The sequence below is a fragment of the Aliiroseovarius conchicola genome (assembly GCF_041403445.1).
GTDB lineage: Bacteria > Pseudomonadota > Alphaproteobacteria > Rhodobacterales > Rhodobacteraceae > Aliiroseovarius > Aliiroseovarius conchicola.
On record NZ_JBGEHL010000001.1, the window covers coordinates 432,024 to 458,874 of the forward strand.

Annotated in this window: 23 protein-coding genes; 4 read left to right on the forward strand and 19 right to left on the reverse strand. The window is 56.3% G+C overall.

Translation table 11 applies throughout. The features are described 5' to 3' along the window. Window positions 1-102: 102 nt before the first annotated feature. From cueR to V6N04_RS02125, 7 genes are all read right to left on the reverse strand, one after another. Window positions 103-495 (reverse strand): Cu(I)-responsive transcriptional regulator, encoded by a 393-nt coding sequence (gene cueR, locus V6N04_RS02095; protein ID WP_371168458.1) that lies wholly within the window; start codon window positions 493-495, stop codon window positions 103-105. After that, window positions 492-2,951: a heavy metal translocating P-type ATPase gene (locus tag V6N04_RS02100; protein ID WP_371168459.1), complete on the reverse strand. Its 2,460-nt coding sequence runs from the start codon at window positions 2,949-2,951 to the stop codon at window positions 492-494. The genes cueR and V6N04_RS02100 overlap by 4 nt, the downstream gene beginning before the upstream one ends. Window positions 2,952-3,092: 141 nt before the next feature. Further along, on the reverse strand, window positions 3,093-4,079 hold the full coding sequence (oppF, locus tag V6N04_RS02105; protein ID WP_371168460.1) for a murein tripeptide/oligopeptide ABC transporter ATP binding protein OppF: 987 nt from the start codon (window positions 4,077-4,079) through the stop codon (window positions 3,093-3,095). Further along, window positions 4,076-5,050 (reverse strand): oligopeptide/dipeptide ABC transporter ATP-binding protein, encoded by a 975-nt coding sequence (locus tag V6N04_RS02110; RefSeq protein WP_371168461.1) that lies wholly within the window; start codon window positions 5,048-5,050, stop codon window positions 4,076-4,078. The genes oppF and V6N04_RS02110 overlap by 4 nt, the downstream gene beginning before the upstream one ends. Window positions 5,051-5,062: 12 nt before the next feature. After that, window positions 5,063-5,959: an ABC transporter permease subunit gene (locus V6N04_RS02115; protein ID WP_371168626.1), complete on the reverse strand. Its 897-nt coding sequence runs from the start codon at window positions 5,957-5,959 to the stop codon at window positions 5,063-5,065. A 58-nt stretch (window positions 5,960-6,017) separates the two neighbouring features. Beyond that, window positions 6,018-6,941, reverse strand: a complete 924-nt coding sequence (gene oppB / locus V6N04_RS02120) for an oligopeptide ABC transporter permease OppB (RefSeq protein WP_371168462.1) — start codon at window positions 6,939-6,941, stop codon at window positions 6,018-6,020. 181 nt (window positions 6,942-7,122) lie between these two features. Next, entirely contained in the window at window positions 7,123-8,748 is a 1,626-nt protein-coding gene (locus tag V6N04_RS02125) for a peptide ABC transporter substrate-binding protein (protein WP_371168463.1), read from the reverse strand. Window positions 8,749-9,083: 335 nt separating this feature from the next. On the opposite strand from V6N04_RS02125, the gene deoC reads away from it, so the two are divergent. Both deoC and V6N04_RS02135 read left to right on the forward strand, forming a co-directional pair. Then, the gene (deoC, locus tag V6N04_RS02130) at window positions 9,084-10,103 is read left to right on the forward strand and encodes a deoxyribose-phosphate aldolase (protein ID WP_371168464.1); all 1,020 of its coding nucleotides are present in this window, start codon (window positions 9,084-9,086) and stop codon (window positions 10,101-10,103) included. Between the two features lie 10 nt (window positions 10,104-10,113). Continuing rightward, complete coding sequence (locus tag V6N04_RS02135; protein WP_371168465.1) at window positions 10,114-12,465, forward strand: aldehyde dehydrogenase family protein; 2,352 nt, start codon at window positions 10,114-10,116, stop codon at window positions 12,463-12,465. Window positions 12,466-12,529: 64 nt separating this feature from the next. Here the strand turns inward: V6N04_RS02135 and V6N04_RS02140 are convergent, their stop codons facing one another. The 8 genes from V6N04_RS02140 to V6N04_RS02175 form a co-directional block, all read right to left on the reverse strand. Then, a complete protein-coding gene (locus V6N04_RS02140) occupies window positions 12,530-13,210 on the reverse strand; it encodes a DUF1523 family protein (RefSeq protein ID WP_371168466.1) in 681 nt (226 codons plus the stop codon). Window positions 13,211-13,218: 8 nt separating this feature from the next. Then, window positions 13,219-13,491: a hypothetical protein gene (locus V6N04_RS02145; protein WP_371168467.1), complete on the reverse strand. Its 273-nt coding sequence runs from the start codon at window positions 13,489-13,491 to the stop codon at window positions 13,219-13,221. 2 nt (window positions 13,492-13,493) lie between these two features. Next, window positions 13,494-14,855 (reverse strand): DUF6638 family protein, encoded by a 1,362-nt coding sequence (locus tag V6N04_RS02150; protein ID WP_371168468.1) that lies wholly within the window; start codon window positions 14,853-14,855, stop codon window positions 13,494-13,496. Beyond that, window positions 14,852-15,301, reverse strand: coding sequence for a hypothetical protein (locus V6N04_RS02155; RefSeq protein WP_371168469.1), 450 nt, complete (start codon window positions 15,299-15,301; stop codon window positions 14,852-14,854). Before V6N04_RS02155 ends, V6N04_RS02150 begins: the two co-directional genes overlap by 4 nt. A 143-nt stretch (window positions 15,302-15,444) precedes the next feature. Continuing rightward, complete coding sequence (locus V6N04_RS02160) at window positions 15,445-15,657, reverse strand: hypothetical protein (RefSeq protein ID WP_371168470.1); 213 nt, start codon at window positions 15,655-15,657, stop codon at window positions 15,445-15,447. Then, entirely contained in the window at window positions 15,654-17,591 is a 1,938-nt protein-coding gene (locus V6N04_RS02165; RefSeq protein WP_371168471.1) for an ATP-binding protein, read from the reverse strand. Before V6N04_RS02165 ends, V6N04_RS02160 begins: the two co-directional genes overlap by 4 nt. A gap of 15 nt (window positions 17,592-17,606) precedes the next feature. Then, entirely contained in the window at window positions 17,607-18,776 is a 1,170-nt protein-coding gene (locus V6N04_RS02170) for a hypothetical protein (protein ID WP_371168472.1), read from the reverse strand. 246 nt (window positions 18,777-19,022) lie between these two features. Continuing rightward, window positions 19,023-20,099, reverse strand: coding sequence for a coiled-coil domain-containing protein (locus V6N04_RS02175; protein WP_371168473.1), 1,077 nt, complete (start codon window positions 20,097-20,099; stop codon window positions 19,023-19,025). A gap of 198 nt (window positions 20,100-20,297) precedes the next feature. On the opposite strand from V6N04_RS02175, the gene V6N04_RS02180 reads away from it, so the two are divergent. Further along, the gene (locus V6N04_RS02180) at window positions 20,298-21,578 is read left to right on the forward strand and encodes an acetylornithine deacetylase/succinyl-diaminopimelate desuccinylase family protein (RefSeq protein WP_371168474.1); all 1,281 of its coding nucleotides are present in this window, start codon (window positions 20,298-20,300) and stop codon (window positions 21,576-21,578) included. A 173-nt stretch (window positions 21,579-21,751) separates the two neighbouring features. On the opposite strand, the gene panC is transcribed toward V6N04_RS02180, so the two are convergent. Together panC and panB are read right to left on the reverse strand one after the other, a co-directional pair. Then, window positions 21,752-22,588, reverse strand: coding sequence for a pantoate--beta-alanine ligase (panC, locus tag V6N04_RS02185; RefSeq protein WP_371168475.1), 837 nt, complete (start codon window positions 22,586-22,588; stop codon window positions 21,752-21,754). Then, entirely contained in the window at window positions 22,585-23,412 is an 828-nt protein-coding gene (gene panB / locus V6N04_RS02190; protein ID WP_371168476.1) for a 3-methyl-2-oxobutanoate hydroxymethyltransferase, read from the reverse strand. The genes panC and panB overlap by 4 nt, the downstream gene beginning before the upstream one ends. Window positions 23,413-23,565: 153 nt before the next feature. Between panB and V6N04_RS02195 the strand changes: the two genes are divergently transcribed. Then, complete coding sequence (locus V6N04_RS02195) at window positions 23,566-25,035, forward strand: ABC transporter substrate-binding protein (protein WP_371168477.1); 1,470 nt, start codon at window positions 23,566-23,568, stop codon at window positions 25,033-25,035. A gap of 44 nt (window positions 25,036-25,079) precedes the next feature. On the opposite strand, the gene V6N04_RS02200 is transcribed toward V6N04_RS02195, so the two are convergent. Then, entirely contained in the window at window positions 25,080-25,988 is a 909-nt protein-coding gene (locus tag V6N04_RS02200; protein WP_371168627.1) for a DMT family transporter, read from the reverse strand. A 92-nt stretch (window positions 25,989-26,080) separates the two neighbouring features. Then, window positions 26,081-26,821 (reverse strand): YebC/PmpR family DNA-binding transcriptional regulator, encoded by a 741-nt coding sequence (locus V6N04_RS02205; RefSeq protein WP_371168478.1) that lies wholly within the window; start codon window positions 26,819-26,821, stop codon window positions 26,081-26,083. Window positions 26,822-26,851 lie beyond the last annotated feature (30 nt).

Genomic DNA, 26,851 nt, shown 5'->3' on the forward strand with positions numbered 1-26,851 from the left:
AGCACATCACAAGATCATTGGGCGCACAGGTGGTGCCACCCATGTCTTGCTATGCCCCAATCAGGCCCCGCAGGCCTTGATGTGCCTCAAGCTTTGGACGCTTTAGTCGGCCTTATCTTCGATCCCCGCCAAGATCGGGCAATCGGGGCGATCATCGCCTGCGCAGGCCTGCACCAGAGTGGACAGTGTATCGCGCATCGCGACCAGATCACTGATTTTGGCGTCAATCTCTCGCAGGTGCTCAGAAGCGATTTGCTTTACATCCGCGCTTGCCCGCGATTGGTCTTCGTACAGGGCCAAAAGTGTCCGGCAATCCTCGATCGAGAAGCCAAGCGCGCGGGCGCGGGCAAGGAAGGTCAGCTTGTGCAGATGCGTATCAGCAAAGACCCGGTAGCCATTCGTATCCCGATGGGGCGTCACCAGCCCAATCTCTTCATAGTACCGGATGGTTTTTGCTGGCAGGCCAGTCCGGGTTGCAGCATCCGAGATATTCATTTCGCACCCTCCAAGACAGGTTGAATGAAGCGCAAGCGCAACGCGTTGGTCAGCACAAGAACCGACGACAGCGCCATCGCTCCCGCGCCCAACATCGGCGAAAGAAGTATGCCCCAGATCGGATAGAGAAGTCCGGCGGCGACCGGGATCAGAATGACGTTATACCCGAACGCCCAGAACAGGTTTTGTCGTATGTTGGTCATCGTGCGGCGACTGATTTCAACTGCGTTTACCACGCCCGACAACGCCCCAGAGGACAGCACCACATCGGCCGTCTCGATTGCAACGTCGGTGCCGGTACCGATGGCGATGCCGATGTCTGCGCGCGCCAGAGCTGGGGCGTCGTTCACGCCGTCGCCGACAAACGCGACCGGCCCGAAACGCGCTTGAAGCGCTTCGATAACGTCTACCTTCCCACCCGGAAGCACACCAGCATCCACGATGTCGATCTGCAATCGATCCGCAATGGCAGCGGCTGTCGCCGGGTCATCACCGGTAATCATCGCGACCTCTTTTCCCATGTCAAGCAGGGATTGCAGCGCTTGTGCAGTTTCGTCCTTGATCGGATCAGAAACGCCAATCAGAGCCGCCAATGTCCCGTTGATCGCAGCATAAAACACGGTGTGGCCTTGCGCTCGCAGCGGGTCTGCCCGATCCACAAGGTCGGTCAGGACCACACCTTCTTTCGCCATGAATTGCTGTGAACCTATTAGGATCTGAGCGTCACCGGTCTGCGCGCTAAGGCCGAACCCAGCGACAGAGCGCACGTCCTGCACTTTCGCGGGCGTAAGACTCCGCGCTTCTGCCGCCGCCACGATAGCATGGCCGAGAGGATGTTCACTCTGCGCCTCAGCCCCGGCGATCAGAGATAAGATTTCGTCTGCATCCAGGCCCTCGGCGGTCTCAAATGCGGTCAGTTCGGGCCTGCCGCGCGTTAGCGTGCCTGTTTTATCAAACGCGACGACCCGCGCGCCGCCCAAGGCCTGAAGCGCATCGCCTCGTCGAAACAACACACCCATTTGTGCCGCACGCCCGGTGCCGACCATGATGGATGTTGGTGTCGCAAGACCCATCGCACATGGGCAGGCGATGATCAGAACGGACACACCAGCAACAAGCGCCAGACCCAAGGCCGGATCGGGACCGATTGCCAGCCAAACCAATACAGTTACCGCCGCGATGGCAATGACTGCTGGCACGAATACGGCAGTGACTCGATCCACCAAAGCCTGAATAGGTAGGCGCGCGCCCTGTGCGTCCTCGACCATGCGCACGATCTGGGAGAGCACCGTATCTGGGCCAATGGCGGTCACCCGTGCTTTCAGTACCGCAGCGCCGTTGATCGTACCACCGGTGATGTGATCACCGACCGACTTGGAAACCGGCATGGGTTCGCCGGTGATCATGCTTTCATCAACAAGGCTTTCACCCTCAACGATTTCCGCATCAAGCGGCACGCGTTCGCCCGGACGGATGATCACTGTTTCGCCAGTCACGATTTGGGCCACGGGGCGGGCGACGGTCTGACCATCGATATCCACAATGGCTTCGTGCGGAGCGAGGGCGACAAGGGATCGGATTGCGTCGCCGGTGCGTCCTTTGGCCCGCGCCTCCATCCAGCGGCCGACAAGGATCAGGGTCACGATGACGGCTGCGGCTTCGAAATACACATTCGCGGTGCCTGAGGGCAGAATGCCCGGGGCCACCACAGACACAAACGAATAAAGGTACGCCGCAGAGGTGCCTAACGCCACCAGCGCATTCATTTCGGGCGCACCCCGCATCAGCGCGGGGATACCCTTGGTAAAGAAAACCCGTCCCGGTCCGGCCAAAACGAGCGTTGTCAGGATCAATTGAATCCAATGGGACAGACCGAACCCGATGATACGGCCAATCCAGTGATGGAAGGCTGGGAATAGATGCCCGCCCATCTCTAGCACGAAGACTGGCAGGGTTAACATCGCGGCGATCACCGCCTTCTGGCGAAGGGGGTGTGCTCCATCTGTGATGGTGTCGGCGGCGCGGTCCGCCCCCGTGTCGTGGGGATGCGCTGGGTATCCGGCGGAGGTCGCGGCGGCAGAAAGGATTTCAGGCGTGACTGATCCTGCCAGGTAGGTCACAAATGCCTGCTCGGTCGCGAAATTGACGCGGGCTTCCAGCACGCCCGGAATGGCGGCGAGCGCCTTCTCGACCCGCCCCGCGCACGAGGCGCACGACATGGCTTCCACCTGAAGGACTGTGGTCTCTCGCAATGCAGGGTAACCCGCCTTGTCCAACGCTCCCGCAAGCCGATCAGCTGAGGCGGGGGCTTGAAAGTTGACCCGCGCGGTTTCGGTGGCGAGGTTCACGGGCGCGTCGGTTACACCTTCGACCGACGACAACGCACGCTCGGCCCGCCCAACACAGGATGCGCAGGACAGATTTTCCAATTTCAGGGTTATTGAAGTGTCAGACATCCGATTGCTCCGCTCTTTCAAGCATCAGATAAGGGTTCCAGTGACTGGAAGGTCAAGTCCGGTTTTTGCTTTTATTGCCATCAGGACAAAGAAAACCCCAGCGCATCGCCGGGGTTTTAACATTCATATCGTCATTCCACGTTACAAGACGTGGCAGGCGACCTGCTGTCCGTTACCACGATCCGTCAAGGGCGGCTTGGTTTCGGAGCACACGGGTTTGGCATGCGGGCAGCGTGTCCGAAACACGCAACCAGATGGCGGATCGAGCGGCGATGGAAGATCAGCATCCAACAGCATCACCTCTTTGTGCTCGTGTGCTTTTGGGTCCGGGATCGGAACCGCCGAGATCAACGCCTGCGTATAGGGATGGCCAGGCGCGCGATATAGCTGCTCGGCCTCGCTGATCTCGACCACATTGCCCAGATATAGGACCATGACGCGGGTCGAGATGTGTTTCACCACAGACAAATCATGCGCAATGAAGATCAAGCTCAGACCCATCTCCTCTTGAATTTCCATCAAGAGGTTGATCACCTGCGCCTGAATGGACACATCCAACGCAGAAACGGGTTCATCACAAATGATCATCTGAGGTTTGACAATCAGCGCCCGTGCAATCCCGATACGCTGACACTGGCCGCCAGAAAACTCGTGCGGGTATCTGTTGATCATGTTGGGCAGAATACCGACGCGATCCAAAACCTCGCGAACGCGGGTTTTCACCTCGGATTGTGACAAGTTCGGATGGTGCGTCTTCAGTGGCTCAGAGACGATCTGACCAATGGTCATACGCGGGTTAAGCGACGCCAAAGGATCTTGAAAGATCATCTGCATCTCTTTGCGGTGGGCGCGCATTTCGCTTTTGTTCAGCGTCAGAAGGTCATCACCCAACCACATTACTGTGCCTGCCTCGGCAGGTACCATGCGCATGATCGCACGGGCCAGCGTGGACTTGCCGCACCCACTTTCGCCCACAATACCAAGGGTCTCACCTGGCAAAAGCTCGAAGTTTACACCATCTACGGCTTTCAACTTGTCTGCTGCCGTCCATGGCATCGCACCTTGCGGCTTGATGTCGAACCAAACCTTCAGGTCACGAACCTTAAGCAGGGGGGATTGGTCGTTCATGCCAGTTCCTCCATTGTTTTCCAGCAGGCGCGGCGGCGCACTTTGCGCCCAGTCACGCCATCAAGTGATGGGCGCGATGTGACACAGCGGTCGTCCGCAAACTCACAGCGTGGCGAGAATGGGCAGCCCTTCGGCATGTTCATCATGTTGGGTGGGCTGCCGGGGATCGTCGCCAGACGTTCGCTTTCGATATCCAGTCGCGGCACCGCCTTCAACAGACCCATCGTATAGGGGTGAGTTGGCATTTCGAACAGACCCTCGGTCGTGCCGTATTCCATTTGCTGACCGCCATACATGACAAGCGTTTCCTTGCACGACCCAGCAACGACCCCAAGGTCGTGCGTGATTAGGACGATCGACATTCCAAGGTCCTTCTGGAGGTCTTCAAGCAGCGTCATAATCTGCGCCTGAACGGTAACATCCAGCGCTGTTGTAGGTTCGTCTGCAATCAGGATGTCGGGTTTACACAGAAGCGACATGGCGATCATCACGCGTTGGCGCATCCCGCCCGAAAACTCGTGCGGATACATCGTGATACGCTTCTTGGCTTCCGGGATACGCACCGCATCCAGCATATCGATCGATTGGCGGACCGCTTCGTTCTTTGAGATGCCCTTGTGATGCGTCAGCACCTCGGCCATCTGGTCTGACACCCGCAAAAACGGGTTCAGGCAGGTCATGGGATCCTGAAAGATCATCGCGATTTTCTCGGCCCGGATTTTGTTCAGCTTGTTGGTCGAGATGTTAAGTATCTCTTCCCCAGCCAGCTTCACCGACCCGGTGGCTTTGCCGTTCTGCGCCAAAAGGCCCATGATCGCGAATACGGTCTGGCTTTTTCCCGACCCGCTTTCGCCAACAACGCCCAGCGTTTCACCCGCTTCAAGATCAAAGCTGATCTTATCCACGGCAGTAACAGTGCCGTCGTTGGTTTCGAAATGGACGCTAAGGTCACGTACTTCTAAAAGTGTCATATCGCAAATCCCCTAGCGGTCTTTCGGATCCAGCGCATCGCGCAGACCGTCACCGATGAAGAAGAAACAGAAAATCGTAACCACGAAGAAGAAAAGCGGGAACAGAAGCTGCCACAGCGTTCCGTAGTTCATGCTTTTCACCCCTTCCGAGATCAACGCGCCCCAGCTGGTCAGAGGTTCCTGCACCCCAAGCCCAAGGAATGAAATGAAGCTTTCAGTCAGGATCATCGTCGGTACCAGAAGCGTGGCATAGACAACCACGACACCCAGCAAGTTGGGCACGATATGGCGCAGGATGATCCGCCAAGTCGGCACACCAATGGCCACAGCAGCTTCGACATATTCTCGGTTCTTGATCGACAGGGTCTGGCCACGCACGATGCGGCTCATGTCGAGCCATGCGGTCAGCCCAATACCCACGAAAATCATGGTGATCGAGCGGCCCGCCACAACCAAAAGCAGGATCAGCACAAACATGTAGGGGATCGACATGAAAATATCGACAAGTCGCATCATGATCGAGTCCGTGCGCCCCCCGATAAAGCCAGCCGTCGCACCATAAAGTGTACCGACGAGCACGGCGATCACGGCGCCGACGATGCCCACTGCAAGCGAAATCCTGCTGCCTTGAACAACCCGGTTGTAAAGGTCGCGTCCGTTTTCATCGAAACCAAAGAAGTGCCCGTTTTGCAATGACGGTCTACCGACCTCTTTCACGTTGCCCAGCACATCCCAGTCGATCGTCTCGTTGTCGAATTCGCTGAAGTATTCACCGAACATGGCGAAAATCACGACCAGCGTCAGCAGGACAACCGATATCATCGCTGCTTTGTTAGACAGAAAGCGGCTACGAGCGTCTGCCCAAAGCGAGCGGCCTTCCAATTCTTGTTCCAGTATGTGCTCCGCCATTTCGGCGGTCTTAGCTTGCTGAAACGGTTGTGCGAGTTTGTCTGACATGTCGCGCTCCTCACAACCTGATCTTGGGGTCGATCCACGCGTAGAGGATATCAACCACCATATTGAACATGATTGTCATCGATCCAAGCAGGATCGTCAGGCCCATCATCACCGCATAGTCGCGGTTGAAGGCCGAATTTACATAGAAGTAGCCAATGCCACCTGTGCCAAAAATTGAATCGATGATGAACGATCCAGTGACCATGCCAACAAAGGCCGGTCCAAGATATGAAATCACCGGCAGAAGTGACGGCTTCAGCGCGTGACGCCAGATGATCGTGCGATCAGGCAAGCCTTTGGCGCGTGCGGTGCGGATGAAATTCGATCTCAGCACCTCAAGCATCGATGATCGCGTCAAGCGCGCAATCGAGGCCATATAGGACGTCGACAGCGCGATCACCGGCATCACCAGATATTGCCACTGGCCGCCATTCCAGCCGCCACCGGGCAACCAGCCCAGCCATAGGGTGAACACAAGGATAAGCATCGGCGCCATGACAAAATTCGGCAGCACCTGTGCACCGATTGTGACGCCAACGGCGAAATAGTCCAGCCAGCTATTTTGACGAATTGCGGCCGACATACCAAGTATGCCACCAACGATAATCGCCAGGACAAACGAAATCACCCCGTAGGTCAGTGTCACCGGAAAGCCCTGGGCGATGATATCGTTTACCGACCGGTCTTTATACTTGTAGCTTGGCCCAAAGTCGAATTGTGTCACAATGCCAATGACATAGTCCCACAACTGTTTATACATGGGCTGGTCCAGCCCGTACTTCGCCTCAATATTGGCGAGGACCTGCGGCGGCAAGGGACGTTCAGATGTGAACGGTCCACCCGGCGCGGTCTGCATCAGCCAAAATGACGCGATCAGAAGAATGATGAGGGTCGGGATCGCAACCGCAACCCTCCGAATGATGAAGTTAAGCATCTGTTCCCCGTGAGATGCGGCGTTAACGGTGATCGTCGCCCGTATCGTGGTGTGATGACGGATTTTCAGCCAGTTCAGACGTATATCGCAGGGTTTCCCCGGGTCTGCTTTGACTTAAATCATTAACGCGTAAACGGTAAAGGGCACCGCAAATCTGCGGTGCCCCGTTTCAGTTCTGTGATTATTCGGCAACCTTGTAAAGGTTCTTCGAATACCAGTTCTGTTCCACGTTTTTGATCGGCCAACTGCCGACAATTTCCGGGCTCAACATATAATCTTCTGTGTAATGATAGAGCGGGATAAGTGGCATGTCATTGGCGATAATTTCCTCAACCTTAGTGTAATTTGGCTGCGGATTATCCAATGTCTTGGCTTCCTGAAGAAGCGTATCGACCATCGGGTTGGCGTATTTTGCATCGTTGTAGCCGGAGCCAGACTGAACCAGATCCAGGAAGGTCGATGCTTCGTTATAATCACCACACCAACCAGCGCGCGCAATCTCATAGTTTTGCTCGCCGCGGGTGTTCAAGAAAGTCTTCCATTCTTGGTTTTCCAGGGTGACGTTCACGCCAAGGTTCTGTTTCCACATCTGGCTCACAGCCAGCGCAACCTTCTTATGGGATTCATCCGTGTTATAAATCAGTGTTACATCTAACGGATTGTCCTTACCGTAGCCCGCTTCTGACATAAGCGCCACGGCTTTCTCATTCCGTTCAGCCTGCGTCCATGTTCCGTAAGGAACTTCCGGAACTTCGAACCCAGCAGTGGTACCAGGCGTGAATGTATAGGCAGGAATTTGGCCAGCTTGCAGCACTTTATCGGTGATAATTTCGCGGTCAACAGCATAGGATAGTGCCTGGCGCACCCGTTCGTCTTTCAGGAAATCCGGAGCATTATCCGACACATTAATCGTATAGTAATAGGAACATAAACGCGGGAAAACTACGGCCTCTTCAGGGTGTTTTTCCTTCAACGCGGGATATTGACCAGCCGGGATTTCGGTCCGGTCAAGTTCACCAGCCTGATAACGCGTCAAGGCCACGTTTTCATCATTGATAACCAACGCTACGGTCTTATCGATGATGGTGTTTTCGTTGTCCCAGTACATGTCGTTGCGCTCGCGCACCGAGCGTTCGTTGGGAACATGCTCGGTCAGCTTGTATGCGCCATTGACGACGATATTCTCTGGCTTGATCCAGTCAGCACCAAATTCTTCGATCGCCCATTTCGGAGCTGGGAAGGTCGATGCGTGGGTGGTGGTCTTTGCGAAATAGGGAAGCGAGCTTTCGAGGGTCACTTCCAGAGTATGGTCATCTAGGGCTTTCACGCCCAGATCGGACAAAGGCGCATCACCCGCCATGACAGGGCCTGCGTTTTTCAGGTTCATAACTTCAACATACCACTGGTACTCTGAAGCTGTCGCTGGATCGGCCAGGCGCTGCCACGAATAAACAAAATCGTTCGCAGTTACTGGATTGCCGTCCGACCACTTAGCTTCCGGGCGAAGCTTGAAGGTATAGACCGTTTTGTCTTCGTTGGTGGTGAATTCGGTGGCAACACCAGGCACCAAGTTGCCGTCATTGTCTTGGTTGTACAGACCTTCGAACAGGTCACGCACAATCTCAGAGCCCGTGACATCTTCAACTATCTGCGGGTCAACCGACGTATGCTCATCCAGCACGCGGTAGGTGAAGGTTTGGTCCTCAGCAAGCTTTACACCTGTCTTTGGGTGCATCTTTTCGGCAAGTGCGGGACCAGCCAAAGCGATAGCCGACCCAAGCAGGGCCGCTTTGATGGAAATGTTCATGAGGTTCTCCCTTAGTCTGTTTTCCGGGATGGCGCGTTACACAGAACTTTCCCGTTCTGCGAGAGACTCAGCCCCCCGGCGCTCATCGATGCTGCATCCTATGCGCATCTTGCAAGGAGTGACAACTACCTGTCGCGCCGCAGAACTTTCAACGATCGCGGCCTTCACATCGCAGAGGTGATATCAAATTTACCGACGATTTGTCGTCAAAATTGCACAGAATGACGAGGATTCACATCACGTTGCGTCAAGTATAATAGCAATATTGCCAATCGTTATCCCGCATGCGACCCTAAGAAAAACTCAAACCCAATGGAAAAATCCGGGGGAAATCCGTGCAAAGCGAACAGACATCAACCCGTACCACAGGGGTGGATCGGGAGGCGGCGCAATTGCCGCAAGTGGCTCATTCTCGCAATCCGGGAATGGACCTAGACATGAACTGGGTGCGCGCCGTTCAGGCAAACACCTCGGCCATCGAACGCCGGTGTGCGTCCCTTCCCGGGCGCCGCAGTGTTAAGAAGGATCATCAGGCCGCGTGGTTGCTAAAGGCGATCACCATGATCGACCTGACGACGCTATCCGGCGATGATACGCCTGGGCGAGTACGCAGACTTTGCGCCAAAGCGGCGCACCCGGTCCGGCCCGAAATCCTTGACGCACTGGGCGTCGGCCCGATGACAACTGGGGCCGTCTGTGTCTATCACGACATGATCCCAACAGCAGTCGACACGCTGAAACATATGGGATTGAACCTGCCCGTCGCGGCTGTTTCGACCGGGTTCCCGGCCGGGCTAAGCCCGTTTCATCTGCGAGTTGACGAAATCCGCGAAAGCGTACGCGCTGGGGCTGCGGAAATCGATATCGTTATTTCGCGCCAACATGTGCTGACCGGCAACTGGCAAGCACTCTATGACGAGATGCGCGAGTTCCGCGACGCCTGCGGCGACGCCCACGTAAAGGCCATTCTGGCGACCGGTGAACTTGGCTCGCTGCGCAATGTCGCGCGTGCGTCGTTGGTTTGCATGATGGCAGGTGCCGATTTCATCAAGACCTCGACCGGCAAGGAAAGCGTGAACGCCACCCTGCCCGTGAGCCTTGTGATGATCCGCGCCATCCGCGACTATTTCGAGGCCACTGGCCACCGCGTGGGCTACAAGCCAGCGGGCGGTATTTCGAAAGCCAAGGACGCGATCACCTATCTTGCATTGATCAAAGAAGAGCTGGGCGATGAATGGTTAAACAACGAAATGTTCCGTTTCGGCGCCAGTTCACTTCTGGGCGACATTGAACGTCAGCTTGAACACCACGTGACCGGCCAGTACTCGGCCACCTACCGCCACCCGATGGGTTGAGGATTACGACATGACCGTGAAAGAGATATTCGACACTATGGATTACGGGCTGGCACCGGAAAGCGCAAAAGAAGCACTGGCGTGGATCGCTGAACGCGATGGGGCGTTCGGGCTTTACGTTGGCGGTAAGACCACCGCACCGGGCGAACCGTTCGAAACCCGCAACCCCGCAAACGGCGAGCTGTTGGCTACGGTCACACAAGCGACGGCAAGTGACGTGGACGCTGCGGTTTCTGCTGCCCGCAAGGCGCAAAAGAAATGGGCTGGATTGCCGGGACACTCCCGCGCCAAATACCTCTATGCGTTAGCGCGTCTGGTGCAAAAGCACTCGCGCCTGTTTGCTGTTTTGGAAACGTTGGATAACGGCAAACCAATTCGCGAAAGCCGGGATATCGACATTCCACTTGTTGCCCGCCACTTCTATTACCACGCTGGCATGGCGCAACTTCAGGATGCGGAATTGCCGGATCGCGAGGCGCTTGGGGTTTGTGGGCAGATCATCCCTTGGAACTTTCCCCTTTTGATGCTCGCATGGAAGATCGCGCCAGCGATTGCCATGGGCAACACTGTGGTTCTTAAACCAGCCGAGTACACCTCGCTGACGGCTCTGCTTTTTGCCCAGATTTGTGAGGAAGCCGGCCTGCCTGCAGGCGTCGTGAACATCGTGACCGGTGATGGGCGTGTCGGCGAAGCCATCGTCACGCATGAAGATGTCGACAAAATCGCCTTTACCGGATCAACCGAAGTTGGCCGCGTCATCCGCCGCGCAACGGCCGGGTCGGGCAAATCTCTGACGCTCGAACTGGGTGGTAAGTCACCCTATATCGTCTTTGACGATGCCGATCTTGATTCAGCGGTCGAAGGGCTGGTCGACGCCATTTGGTTCAACCAAGGGCAGGTTTGCTGCGCTGGCTCGCGGCTGATCGTGCAGGAAGGTATTGCAGATCGCTTCTATGCCAAGCTTCGCGCACGTATGGACAAACTGCGCATTGGTGATCCGCTGGACAAATCCATTGATGTGGGTGCTGTGGTTGACCCCGTTCAGCACGCCCAGATTACCAAACTGGTCGACGCGGGCGCCGGTGATGGAGAGCTGTACCAATCCCCCTACCCACTTCCAGAGGTCGGTTGCTTCTACCCACCGACCTTGATCACCGGCCTGTCCTCGGCTTCGTCGTTGATGCAAGAGGAGATCTTTGGCCCGGTGCTGGTTGCCACCACCTTCCGCACACCCGCAGAGGCAGTCGAGATCGCAAACAACACACGTTATGGCCTTGCCGCAACCGTGTGGAGCGAGAACGTCAATCTGACGCTCGATATCGCGCCCAAGTTGGTTGCTGGTGTTGTGTGGGTCAACGGCACCAATATGTTTGACGCCGCTGCCGGATTTGGCGGCGTACGCGAAAGCGGTTTCGGACGCGAAGGCGGCTGGGAAGGCCTGCAAGCCTATACCAAACCGCGTAGCAAACCTGCGTCGTTGAAACCCGTCGCGCCGATTGCAGCCCCGAAAGAAGCCAAGGTCGACGCGCTTGACCGAACGGCGAAGTTCTATGTCGGCGGTAAGCAAGCCCGCCCGGACAGCGGCTACAGCACAGCCGTGTGGTCCAAACAGGGTGACCTTCTGGGCCATGTGGGCATCGGTAACCGCAAGGATATCCGCAACGCAGTTGAAGCCGCGCATGCCGCGTCAGGTTGGTCCAAGACCACAGGGCATTTGCGCGCGCAGATCTTGTATTATATCGGCGAAAACCTCTCGGCGCGGGCTGGCGAGTTCGCGAACCGCATTGACGCCATGATGGGCGGAAAGAACGGTAAGAAAGAAGTTGAAGCGGCGATCTCGCGCCTGTTCACCTATGCGGCTTGGGCCGACAAGTTCGACGGAGCGGCCAAGCCAGTTCCCATGCGTGGCGTGGCGCTGGCGATGAACGAGCCGGTGGGTGTAATTGGCGGCTTTTGCCCTGACGAAGCACCACTTTTGGGTCTTGTGTCTTTGATGGCGCCTGCGATTGCTATGGGCAACCGTGTGGTTCTGGCGGCAAGCGAACCGTTTCCGCTGGCGGCCACTGATTTTTATCAAGTGCTTGAAACGTCCGACCTGCCCGGCGGTGTCGTCAACATCATCACTGGCAGCCATGCAGAGCTTGCCGCAACCCTATCTGGCCACCTTGGAGTGGATGCAGTCTGGGCGCAGTCTGGCGCTGATATCTCAGCCATCGTAGAGGGCGAAAGCGCAGGCAATCTGAAACGCAGCTGGGTCAATAACGCCAAAGCGCGCGATTGGATGGGGGCCGCTGGCGAGGGCCGCGAATTCCTAGCCCATGCAACCGAGGTTAAAACCGTCTGGGTGCCCTACGGCGAATAACGACGACCCTGAAATCGAAAGCGCCGCGTTGGGTTCCCCAGCGCGGCGCTTTTCTGTTTGGTCGTTACTTCTTACTGCGCCAACTATCCACCCAGCGCGAGAACCTTCCTTTGGCCTCGCCCGCACGGGCATCGACGGCGTCCCATGCTTCGCTTGCATCCTCGATCGCTGGGTCGATGGAGCGCTCGCGGAACTGCCGCCACAGGGCGCGCACAAACCCGACCACGACAGCAAGGAAGATGAAGAAGAAGATGTTAAACCAAGGAATGATACTGACATCCGGGCCAGGAACCGAACGAACACGTACTGCATTCGGAAAGATCGTAAAGAACCGGTTACGCCAGCCATATTTCGTAATGACGGCCCAGTTGTTACCGTCCCCTTTTCCAGCCACCGCAGCCGCTTCGGCCTGCAAGTCCGAGCTGTCAAATTTGAAGTAGGGCGGCCAAATCCACCCGGTATCCTCGTTTCGGTAGACCATCACCTTCTCGGCGTCGCGCGGAATGAACCCTAACAAAAACGTTTTTCGTTTCACCGTATTGATCAAACGAATATCGCGGGTTGGGTTTTCAGCATTTCCGCTGTCGGCTTGCGCATAGAATATGCGGTTCACGCTTGAAAAGTCCTGCCGAATGATCTCGGTCGAGGTGATGCGCACGACATCATGCTGTGGCAAAACATACGAGAAAAATGCCGCCAGAATCAGGAATATTACGACGCGGAAGGTGGTTTTGATCTTCTTCATAAAGAACCTCAGTTCGAATTTGTAAGGATCACCGACAAGGTGACCAGAATTATCGGCACGATGTAAACCAGCAAGATCAGCTTGGGCCGGAAGCTTTTGTGGTAGTCGTCCATACCTTCGCGTAGCCAAGCCTCGCGGTCAGTTTCATCGCCATCGGGATGTTCCTCGGCCCACTGATCTTCGAGTTTTTCCAACCGGATCGAACGGGAATACATGCTGGCGAGCACATAGATGACGCTCAGCCCCAGAAATCCAAATACGATCAAACGCACAAATCCCATCGTTACCTCCTGTTCACCGCGCCCCAAGGACCCACGACCTTTATCAGGTCCTCACGGTTTCGTTCCCGTGTCACCTTCGGCATTTTTAACGCGTCTTCGCGCCCTCCGAACAGCGCGTCACGCGCACCGGCTTTGTTCGCCATGTAGTCACGATGCAAGAATTCTGCCACAAATTCACGCTTTTCGTCGGGCCATGTGGCATAGGCAGCATAGAAAAACTCTTTATGGCAAATGAAAAGTTGGCGGAAATCCATCGGCGCAAGCTCGGACAATAGGCGGTTGATCAGGTCGCGATCCGGATGATCTGGGCGGGCCCGCAGAGTGTAATAATACGCCGGGTGACGACTGTCGATACGCGGCCATTTGCCACCAGCTTCGGCCCAGCGCACCAACGCGGCCAGCCCATGAAATGCGGCAGGTAAATCACGCCCCATCCGCTGCCCCACATGCCTAAGCGTGCGCGATGACATGTCGCCTAGATCAATCCCGGCCGATGTGGCTGCGTCGACCAAAATAAACTCCATTTTCTGGCGCAGAATGCTTGCGCCATTTACGCCGCGCGCGCGCACCACCGGCTCGACCAGATCGTTCTTTCGCAGAAAGCTGGCGATCCGATTGGGTTCGCTCATGTCGATAAAGGGCATGCTGGGATAACGATCCAACCGGTCCTTATCGCCCGAGACGATCACCGCCGGGCTTTGCACATCGCGGAAGATATAAAGCCCGCCGAAATGCGCGGTCCAGAAATTGCCCTGCTCAAACTCCTGCACGCCCAGATCAACGGGAACCTTGGTCACGTCACCCGTTTCACGGGCAAGCTCGATCATCTCGGCAATCAGTTCGCCATCATACCACGCGCCCGGAGCAGTCTGGAAATGGTCGATCTTCTCGGCCAGCTCACGCGCGTTTTTGACATGGCTTTGGGTGGTATCCGCCTCGATCATAATCTTGCGAATATCAAACAGCCGCGATGGGTCCGAGATATCAAAGACCGAGTTCATCAGCTCGCCCGCCACCGCGTCATGGGCGGTCAGCGCGAACAGCTTCGCCTCGTTATCCGCAATGAACTGCCGCAATATCCCGCGCGAGGTCGAGAACATGGCGTTGAGCAGCGGCGCTTTCTTCTGGTCTACCGTCAGAATGATGAACTGCCGGTTGCAACCATTGGGGTTGAGGTAGAGCGGATCGTCCAGCTCCTGCCCGATTTCAGGCGAGAAACCGGAGACGTCAATATGAAATTCTTTCAACTTCATCTGCTTGCCCGCCAACCCCTTGAGTGCACGGTTATACCGCTCGATCAGCGCCGGGCTGTCGACCCGGATCAGATTGCCAAACATAAGGCCGCGTTGGATGAGGCGTTTCATTTTGTAGCGCCCTTCTCAGCGAGAGTTCTGTTTTCGAACCAGCTATGGCCCCTAGCCGCAGCGATGAATATCGCCCGTCCAACAATAAATGGGACGATCACACAGGCAATCAGTTTGAAACCGAGTTCCCAATAGTTGGGCATTAATCTCGAATCCGACGCCCCAAAGGCCACCATCCAGCTCAGCACAATTCCATAACTGAGTATCAAGAAATTGGATATTTTGGATGCGCTCAGAATCCCATCTTCAGTAGTGTTTAGTCGACGACAAATCCATACGGCACCAGCCGACACAACAAGCGGGACGAGCGAATATAGGCCTAAAACAATAGCGAAAACGCCAAAGTCTCCAAATCGGTAGCTGTTTATACCCAAAAAGAGGCTAGCTGCGACTAAAGGTAGAAGAAGCGCAATGGGAACGAGTAATGCAGTCGGAATCTGGTTCATCAAATACTTCCCTAACTTTTCCACGATGAGCGATGCGTCCGGCCCGAGGGTGGGTGCGGAACGCGCCCGCCCTGTGGGGCGGGTCGGGCGCGTCGCGGCGTTGCCGCGATAGACTGCTCTCTGTTTTTCAAGAGTGCCAAAATTTACGCCCTCTTCGATATCACGAGCCGCACCATGGTGACCAAAGCAAATGCCGCGATCCCTAACGGCATAGAGATGCCAACGACTTGCCCCCACACGGCAGGGATCGACACATTATCCGCAAGAGCGGGTTCAACCAGAAGCCAGAACACCGCCGAACCAACCACAAAAGGCAGCACAAGAAGCAAGAACCACCAACGCATCACAATTCTCACCCTTCCCCCTCCAAATACCGTTTCTTCGCCGCTTCCTGACGGCCGAAGTCTCGCACCAACGCTTCAATGGCGACCTCATCGGACTTGTCGGCATAGCGGAACTCTGAATCGGCGTAGCGGTTCACTTCTTGGATCACCATGTCAGTGGTGATGGGCACGCGCAGCTCTGCGATCATGTCTTTCTTGGTGTCATAGTCTTTGACCAGGAACTGATCGGGGTTCTCCATCCATTCGTCGGGCAGTTCAAAATCCATCGCGCGGACTTTCACGGCGTCGGTGATGTTCTTGATCGAACGACCGGTGAAGCGTGGGTCGGCCTCTTGAATGGCTTTCAGGTACGTGCCCATTTTCGCGATGTCATCAAGCGCGCCAATCTTGTCATGCACCTTGTCAAAGACCGCCAAAAGCCCGTCTTCTTGTGGGCGGTTATGCGCCTCGAAACTGCGGGCGACGGCGGATTTTATCTCTTGCGCGCCATACAGTTCGTGTTTCCCCAGCGGGATGTCGTGGTTCTTGCCCATCAGCAGGTGCAGGATGTCGATATAGTCGTCCCGCGTTTGCGGACCGTCCACGAGGAAGCGCGCGCCGGCACGTTGGCGCAGGGCATCGTCCACATTCTCGGGGTAGTTTGAAAACATGCCAAAGGTGCAGTTCCCGCGCACCACCGTATTGGCGCCCGCGAAGCTTTCCATCAGAACCGCCGTGACCTCTTGCTGGCCCGCAGAAGACTGCCGATCCCCGCGTTTGCCCGCGATCTGGTCGATGTCATCCACCGTGCCAAAGCCAATCACATTGGGGTCGAGCACATTGTTGATAAACGCCTTTGCGTTCTGCCCCGACTTACCCTGATAGCTGTCGATATTGTCGATGCCGAAGTTTTGGTATCGGAACGGATAGCCCGCCACCGCACAGTAGTCATTCACCAGCCCGGCCATCATCTGGATCAGCGTGGTTTTCCCAGTGCCCGGAGCACCATCCCCCATAAAGGTAAAGATGAAGCCGCCCAGTTCTGCGAACGGGTTCAGTTTGCGGTCAAAGTCATAGGCCATCAGCATTTTTGACAGCTTCATCGCCTGATATTTCGCGATGTGGTTTCCGACGACCTCATGCGGTTTTTTGAAGGTCATCGTGATTTTTGAGCCGCGATGTGCGCGCGACGGCGTGAAGCCCGAAATCGTCAAGTCATCCGCCTCGACCCGATAATCCGCCGAAGTAAAGGGGCCAAGATGGCCAGCCGTCTGGGCGCGCAGGGCGACCTTCTCCATCAACTGTTCGACATAGGCCAAAACGGTGGCGACCAGTTTGTCTTCGGATGTCGCGAAGGTGGCGAGTTCCTGATCCAGTTCCCACAACGCTCCGTTCAGGGCAAGCGGTGCGTTGTCGGTCAGAACCTCCTCGACCGCGCCGACTTCAATCGACGCCTCAGTGGCGTGATCCGCCAGCAGATAAGATGTCGCGTTGGCGAAGACGTGCAGGACGATCAGCGCCTCAGCGGTCAGAAGTTCCGAGAACGCCGTGGACTTGTCGGCACCCAGACGCCCCTCAAGGTTGGCACGACGCAGGGCGGCCAGTTCAGTTTGTTCGGCAAAGCCATCACCCACTGTCAACGCAATCGCGATGCCCCGGCGCAACGCGTGCAAAACGGTCGCTTGAAGCGGTGACACCAGCGGGTCATCCCCGTCTGCGCCCTCGATCCGCTCTACCAGATGCACACCTTCGGGACGCGCCGTCGAGCGTGTGACAAGACCCGGTGTGGTCGTGCGAAACCGGCGCGTACGGCTGATACCGGGGCTACGTTCCTGTGTAGGAGCTGCCTCTTTCGGCTTGGCAATTCGGGGCGTGTGATCGAACCCATCCAACAGCCCCGCAGCCGCGCCATAATGCGCGCGGATTTCCTCTTCACGAAGCTCCATCAGGTCAGCGGGTAGAGACATCAAACACTCCTAAAATCAACGGTAAGACAGCACCCGGCCACCCGGGCTAACAACAAATTTGCGCACGTCGTGGAACCCGGCAGGGTTCTTTTCGGCGAGCACCTGAAAGGGGCGTTCCGGCATGATGATGGCACGCTCCATGCTTGAGGCGCCAATGCCCGAGCCAGACCCAGCAAATGGATCAATCGCGAAAATCTCGCGTTCGACTTTACCAAACCAGCCGGACTTCTCTTCCTTCACGCTTTGGCTTTTCAATTCCTCAACCGTCCACGCCAGCGCCCAGTCTTCGCCAGCGGGGCTTTTCGCCTCTTCCAGCACCTCGCGCAACGGGCCGGTTTGGCGGGTAAACGTGTGGCTGTACATCGGCCCCACATGAAACCGGCGCAGGCGTTTTGGGTGCAGGTCGTCGAAGTCCTTGTCGAACCCCGTTGCAATCGTCACCAGCTGTAGCCCCGCCATGCTTTGTGCCATCAAATGCGACTGGACCTGAGGCCAGCGACGTTCGTCCTTGGGCAGCGCAGTGCGACCTGTGTCCTCAAGCTCCATCAGATAGATGGTGGGCAGATTGACCTCGCTGTCATAAACCGCCCAATGCGCCAGATAGACGCGACGCGGATCGCGCCCCTCGCCTTTATTGTACCGCCAGATCACGTCGGGATGCATTTGCGGCCAGAACAGCTCGCCCTTCGCCAGCTCTTCGTAATAGAGCCTCTGCGACAGTGAATATTGCAGCGCTTTCGGCACGGACAGATCGCCCACAATCTGGCTGACCATCTGGCTTTTCAGGTCTTCGACCGTGGCCATGCCTTTCAGATGCGTATCCGCCTGCGCGGCATCCGAGGCCATCTGTAAAAGCTCAGCATGGATCGGGAACCCGCTGTCGCGCCTGTCGAACGTCAACGTCGCCCCGCCCAGCCCATAAGCCGTTTCGGACATATGGTACTTGTTGGCGAGCGCCTTGAAGCTTAGGCCCAGTTGGATGAGGTAGCGCGCCAGCACGTCAACCTCGTCCCGGGTTAACTTCCCCTCAACCTCCATCTGTCCGGCGACACGGGCCAGATGCGCGGTTATCTTCTCGAACTTCGAGAAATACCGCCGCGTGATCCGCGTGTCCGTCAGCTCGGCATGGTCGCGCGGGGCGAAACCGGCAGAGGTGCGTTCGGAGGTTTTGATGTTGTTAGACATTTGGATTAACCGTTGTTTCTTGGTTTTCAGCCTTTTCTTTCAAGTAGCTTGACCTAATGATTTGCCCGAGCATCACACCAATAATTCCTGGGCTTAGAAGCAATAGAAGCCACAAGACAGGAAGCCCAGAAAACCACGCGAGCAGCCCCATCAGCCCTATCGTCCAAACAAGAAACTCAACAAACCAACGCTGTCGGTTATGAAGCCAGAGCCGATCCGTTCTCGATTCCCGCATTAGATTAAGCTTCATTGCCCATAAAGATTCTTGTCATGCTTCTCGACAATCGCCTGGAACCGGCGCGCAAAGCGCTCATCCGCCTTAGCCTTAGCCTCCAACACGTCGCGGGCAAAGATCATCTGATCTTCGTGGGCTTCCATCATGTCAGCCATCCGCTGGTTCGTCGCCGTCCCGATGGACGCCATCGCGGCTTGCGCTTCCTTGTCAGTCTCGACCCCGATTTCGTTGATCCGGTGGGCGACGTCTTGCTGCTGCGCGGTTTTCAACGACTTGGTCAGCGCGTCATACAGCACCACACGTTGCTTGGTGTCAGTCTGCAACTTGTTGATCAGCACCATCTGCGTCGCCGCTTGGTTTTGCAGTGAATCGACCCAGGTCTTACCCTTCTCGATATAGCGCTCCAACGTCTGCGACTTGGCGAGCTTCACTTGCTCGTCTTGCACCATCTCATTGTACTGGGTGTTCAGATCGGCCAGCTGAGTTTCCAGCTGCGTGCGTTTGGCCGCGTCCTGCTCGTTGGCGATCTTGCCCTCAAGCTCGATAATCTTGGGATCCATACCCAGAATCTCAGCGCGCAGAGCTTCCAATTCACCCACGGTCATTTCGCGTTCATCCAGCGTGGTGGTCAGGTTCGCACCAACCTTTTCCTTTTGCTCGTTGAGCATCGCCAACTGGCCTTCCAGAAGGTTCACAATCGAATCCGACTGGGCGATCAGCTCCTGCAACTTGTCGTCGATGGACGCCGTGCGCATACGTTCCTGACGCAGGCTTTCAGACTTGCCCTTGGAGAAGATGCCAACAAACGTTTCCCACCCGGTCTTCGACCGCATCTGATCAAAATCTGTTGAAAAACCGGATGTTACGTCATCAAGCCCCATGATAAGTTCCGCGATATTGGCATTCATCGCCTCGGTATGGGCATGCACATCGTCCAGTGTCGCGTTCTCGATATCAATCGAGATATCCTCGCCCGTCGCCGCCTTCGCGCGCGCGGTTTCAATCCGTGTTGTCAGCTCGGAAATTTTGGACTGCGCTTCTTGAACCTGCGCTTGGCTTTCGCGAATCTGTTTATCAAAACTGGACATATGCCCTCCTATTATTCCACCACATAGCCCGGCTTCGGATCGCCCTGGCTTGATGTTAATTGTTATTACATCTCTATTTAGGTTGAGTTTAGCGCGATTTAAAGACCCACAACAGCGTTTTCGCTCGCCAATTGGTCGAAATGCGCGCGCATAAAAACTCTCGTTGTCTGGGGCGTGCAACCTGCATAGGTTTCACTCATGAAACCCGCAAATGACCCCCTTTTGACCGAGATTGCCCGCCGCCGGGACGATCTGATCAAGCTCACTCGAGACCTGATCCGCATCCCGACCCTAAACCCGCCCGGCCGCGATTACCGCCGCATCTGTTCGTTTATCGCGGAACGCATGGGCGCGCAGGGTTGGCAGGTTGAGATGGTACGCGCAGAGGGCACACCCGGTGACAGCACCGAATACCCGCGCTGGAATGTCATCTGCCGCCGCGAAGGGTCGCATCCCGGTGATTGCGTGCATTTCAACAGCCACCATGATGTGGTTGAGGTTGGGCATGGCTGGACCAAAGACCCGTTCGGTGGCGAACTGGAGGGCGGCCGCATCTATGGCCGCGGCGCTTGCGATATGAAGGGTGGGCTGGCGGCCTCGATCATTGCGGCAGAAGCCTTTGTTGCCGTTCATCCCGATCACAAAGGGGCCGTCGAGATCAGCGCCACGGCGGACGAGGAATCCGGTGGATATGGCGGCGTCGCGTATCTGGCTGAAAAAGGCTACTTCAACCCGGAACGCGTGCAACATGTGATCATCCCGGAACCCCTGAACAAAGACCGAATTTGCCTTGGCCATCGCGGTGTTTGGTGGGCCGAGATCGAGACCAAGGGGCGCATCGCCCATGGTTCGATGCCTTTCCTTGGTGACAGTGCAATCCGTCATATGGGTGCGGTGCTGGAAGAGATGGAGCGCCACCTATTTCCCCTATTGGCAACGAAACAAACCGATATGCCGGTGGTCCCTGAAGGCGCCAAACAATCCACGCTGAACATCAACTCAATCCATGGCGGAGAACCCGAACATGATGCCGACTATACGGGTCTTCCCGCACCTTGTGTGGCCGACCGTTGCCGCATCGTGATCGACCGCCGCTTCCTGATGGAAGAAGACATTTCCGAGGTGAAAGCCGAGGTCAAACGAATGCTGGAAACCATCCGCGCCGAGCGTCCGAATTTCGAGTATGAGATCCGCGACATGCACGAGGTCATTCCGTCGATGACCCAAAAGGATGCCCCGGTTGTCACCTCTACAGCTGCTGCGATCGAAAAGGTTCTGGGTGCGCAGCCCTCTTACGTCGTGTCACCGGGCACCTACGATCAAAAGCATATCGACCGGATCGGCAAGTTGAAGAACTGTATCGCTTACGGGCCCGGCATTCTTGACCTCGCACACCAACCTGACGAATGGGTCGGGGTCCAAGACATGATCGATAGCGCCGGAGTTATGGCATCGGTTTTGCACGAGCTGATCGGATAGCGGCACCCCCCATCGCGGTATCGCGTAACGGCACGGTCGGATGCCTCCGGCGGGGATACTTGAAACAAGAAAAAAGAGCGCAATTGTCTTTTTCTTGTTTCAAGTATCCCGGGGTGAGCCCAAAGGGCGAGGGGCAGCGCCCCTAAGGCTCACAACTTGAGCCACCGCAGGATTTAGACTTCAATATTGTCGATCAAACGTACATCACCCAGCATCGCGGCAACCAATAGTCGCGCGGGTCGGGACCGGTCGGTCACGGGCGCCAGTGTTTCTGCGTCCCGAAGCTCCAAGTACTCGACGGCATCAAAACCGGCATTCTTGATCTGTTGTTTGGCACTGTCCAATGTGACACGAATATCAGCCCCTCGCCGAATTGCCGATGCCGCGCGGTCCATCTCGGATTTCAAAACAGGGGCAATTGCCCGTTCTTCCAGCGAAAGACGCATGTTGCGCGACGACATGGCAAGCCCATCGTCCTCACGCACGGTTGGGCATCCAATCACTTCAGTTTCGATATCCAGGTCCGTTGACAGGCGGCGCACGAGCAACATCTGCTGATAGTCTTTTTCACCAAAACAGGCGACATCGGCACGGGATTGAAGGAACAATTTCGATACGACTGTCGCGACGCCGTCAAAGTGGCCTGGGCGATGGGCACCTTCCAGATCCTCGGTCAGACCTGAAACACGCACATTGGTGGCAAAACCCTCGGGATAGATTTGATCTGGGGTTGGGGCATACAGCGCATCGATGTTGTACGGGGCGAGCTTGGCAGCGTCGTCCTCTTCCGTGCGCGGATATCCATCCAGATCGTCAGGGTTGTTAAACTGCTTGGGATTCACAAAAATCGTAACAATCACCCGGTCGGCACGGGTTTTCGCCGCTTCGACCAGCGACAAATGTCCGGCATGAAGCGCGCCCATTGTTGGGACAACGGCCACACGCTCGCCTTTGAAAATCCAGCTGCGACGCAGGGTGCGCAGCTCGTCCTTGCTACGGATGATCTTCATTTCTTTTTGACCTCTTCGGCAAAGACATGTTCCGGTGCCGGGAAACTGCGACTTCGCACCTCGTCTGCGTATTGGGCAATCGCTTTTTCACCATCTTCACCCAGGGAGGCATAACGCTTGGCAAATTTCGGTTTGAAGGCCGTAAACAAGCCCAACATGTCATCCACCACCAGAACCTGTCCGTCGCATTGCGCCGATGCGCCGATGCCGATTGTGGGGATCGAGACGGCTTCTGTGATTTCATTCGCCAAGCTCTCTGGCACTTTTTCAAGCACGACTGAGAAGGCTCCTGCATCCTCGACGGCTTTGGCATCCGCCATCACGCGCTCGCGATCTTCACCACGACCTTGCACCTTGTAACCGCCTAACGTGTTGATCGCTTGGGGCGTCAGGCCGACATGTGCCATCACCGGGATAGACCGACTGGTCAGGAAGCGGATGGTTTCGGCCATGCTGACACCACCTTCCAGCTTAACCGCCGCCGCACCGGTGGTTCGCATCAGGCGGGCTGCGTTGCGAAACGCTTGTTCCGGGCTTTCTTCATAGGACCCGAAAGGCATGTCGATGACCATCATCGCTTGCGTTAGGCCACGCTTCACCGCGGCACCGTGCATCTCCATCATCTCCATGGTCACGCCAAGCGTATCGGGAAGCCCATGGATCACCATGCCCACGCTGTCGCCCACCAGCACCATGTCGCAATGTGCATCCATCATTTGCGCGGTCGGAGTGGCATAGGCTGTCAACACTACAAGAGGCGTTTCGCCCTTACGTGCCCGAATATCCGACGGTGTCGGTGTTCTGATTTTGGCCGAGGCGCTCATGGTGTCTCCTCCCCTGATCCTCTTCGCTTGCGGCACTATAATGCTGCGTTGCAGAAAATCAAAGGGAAGGTGACGGAACGTCTTTCCCTTGCCATGAGCTGCTTTCACGCGTTTCATATGGCCTATCCCGCCAATCGGGAAAGGAGGACTGCCATGACCAACTTGAAATTCACTGCTGCGGCTTGGGCCCTGATGGCCTCGACCGCGCTTGCCGGAAATGACGCAATCACACTTGGCATGGTGCTGGAGCCACCAAATCTTGACCCCACCGGCGGCGCTGCTGCTGCGATTGATGAGGTCGTGTACGCCAATATTTTTGAGGGCCTCACCCGATTTGGCCCGGATGGCTCGGTGCTGCCCGGCCTCGCCAGCGAATGGTCCGTCAGCGAAGATGGGCTGACTTATATGTTCAAGTTGCGCGATGGCGTGACCTTCCATGATGGCACCACGATGGACGCAGAAGATGTTGTCTTCTCGCTCGACCGCGCGCGCGCTGAAGATTCGACGAATGCTCAGAAAGCGTTGTTCAAGGACATCGAAAGCGTCTCTGCAGTGGACCCAACCACGGTCGAGATCAAGCTTTCCACACCCAACGGCAATCTTCCATTCAACATGGCCTGGGGCGATGCAGTCATCGTGGCCCCCGAAAGTATCGACACCGCTGCCACAAACCCGGTCGGCACAGGGCCATTTACGTTCGTAGAGTGGGCAAAGGGTGATCACGTTACGATCCAGCGTAACGACAACTACTGGGGTGACGCGCCTGCGCTCGAGAAAGCCACGTTCAAATTCATCTCGGACCCGAACGCTGCATTTGCGGCCTTGATGGCTGGTGATGTCGACGCCTTCCCGAACTTCCCGGCACCAGAAACGCTGGCACAATTCGAAGCCGACCCGCGTTTTAATGTCATTGTCGGCTCGACCGAGGGTGAGACGATCTTGTCCACCAACAACATGGCCGAGCATCTTGATGATGTTCGCGTACGCAAAGCGATTGCACATGCCATAGATCGACAGGCGATCATCGACGGGGCAATGTTTGGATATGGCACCCCCATCGGCACGCATTTCGCGCCGCATAATCCCGACTATATGGATCTAACTGCCAATTCTGCATACGATCCCGATTTGTCGCGCCAGATATTGAAAGAGGCGGGCAAAGAAGGGATCAAGCTGCGTTTGATGCTGCCACCGCCGGCCTATGCCCGCCGAGGGGGCGAAATCATCGCTGCACAATTGCGCGATGTTGGGATCGAGACCGAGATCGCCAATCTGGAATGGGCGCAATGGATTGAGCAGGTGTTCAAAGGCAAGGACTATGATCTGACAATCGTCAGCCATACCGAACCCGCAGACATCAACATCTACGCACGCCCGGATTACTACTTCCAATATGATCGGGGTGAGTTTCAAGAGCTGAACGATGTTTTGTCGGTGACAACCAATCCCGCTCAGCGCTCTCAGCTATTGGCGGAAATGCAGCAGATTATCGCCAGCGACTATGTCAACGGATACCTGTTCCAGTTGGCGAAAACCGGTGTTGCGAATGCGAAGATCAACGGGTTGTGGGAGAACGCTCCGACGCAGGCCAACGACTTAACAGGCGTAAGCTGGTCAGAGTGATACACCTGTAAGACTGCAAAGGGGCGCCTCATGCAGGCGCCCTTTTACGTCTTGGGTTCATTCGGATTGGGCGTCACGCGGCGCTTCAAGATGGTTTCGCGCCAAGTGATATAGCTGACCGCGGCCATGATGATACCAGCACCAAGAACCACCCATATATCCACGGGTTCTGCAAACAACACGGCCCCCATCGTGGCTGCCCAGATGATCTGCAAGAACGTCACCGGCTGGGTTACCGACACGGGCGCTTCGGCAAAAGCCCGCGACATTGAATAATGTCCAAGCGTCGCAAAAAACGCGACGAGCAGCAGCCAAGCAAGCTCGGACAATGTTGGAGGCACCCAAACCCACATCGCCACCGGTAGTAGGCCGATCGTCACGGTGATCGACATGATCGAGACGACCACGGCAGCCGTCGTCTCGGTCGCGAGCCGTTTGGCGATCAGATAGGAAATTCCCAGAAAGATGGCAGCAAAGACCATCGCCAAATGCCCGTTTTGCAGCTCGCGAACGCCGGGGCGCAGGATGATCAAAACACCCGCAAAGGCGAACACAACGGCGGCCATACGTCGGGACGAAAATCGCTCGCCCAGAAAGATCGCTGCGCCAAGCATCACATAGATCGGGGTCAGGTAGTTCATCGCGACCACTTCGGCCACGGTAATTTGGGTCATCGCATAGAACCAGCACAACACCGCACCAGTATGCACCACGCCCCTTACCGCAAACAGCCCCCAGATACGCGGAACGAACCTTGCGCGAGACACCTGCCCAAAGGCGGGCAGGACAAACACAAGACCCAGAAGATACCGCAGAAATCCCGCCTGCGACGACGGCAGTGTCTGACCGACATACTTCACCAGAGCATTCAGTGCGACGAAACACATCCCCGCCAAAAGCATCCATGCGACGCCATAGGCGGGGCGGTGTATCTGAGGCACTGTCGCTGTCATCCGGCGACATGACACCGGATGACCGTCAAAGACAAGAGACCCCGGCGCAACATGGGCCACACCGGGGTCTTTTCTTCAAAGATTATATGGATTTAGAGCTGCGCCAGCACTTCGTCTGTCGCTTCAAAGTTTGTTGTCACACGCTGTACGTCATCATCGTCTTCCAGAGCGTCGACAAGCTTCATCAGCTTTTGCATGCCTTCTAGATCAAGCTCTGTTGTCATGTTGGGCTGCCAGATCAGCTTGGTCGACTCGGTCTCGCCCAGTGCGGCTTCCAATGCTGTCGAGACCTCGTTCAGATCAGTGTCAGCACATGTGATACGATGACCGTCCTCCGAGCTTTCGCAGTCTTCTGCTCCGGCCTCGATCGCGGCCTCCATCACAGTGTCTGCATCACCGACCTCGGTCGGGTATGTGACCTCGCCCTTACGGTCGAACATGAAGCCCACGGACCCGGTTTCACCTAAGTTCCCACCGTTCTTTGAGAACGTCGAGCGCACTGTCGACGCGGTACGGTTTTTGTTATCAGTCATCGTTTCCACGATCACCGCCACACCATTCGGGCCGTAGCCTTCATAGCGGATTTCATCATAGTTCTCGGCGTCTCCACCAACGGCCTTCTTGATCGCACGGTCAATTACGTCTTTGGGCAAAGACTGGCTTTTGCCTTCCTTCACGGCCATGCGCAAACGCGGGTTCTTGTCCGGATCCGGGTCGCCCATTTTTGCAGCCACGGTGATCTCTTTTGCGAGTTTCGAGAATAGTTTCGAGCGCAATTTATCCTGACGACCTTTGCGGTGCTGGATGTTTGCCCATTTTGAGTGGCCTGCCATGGCGACCTCCAACTAATTTATTGTTCCGCA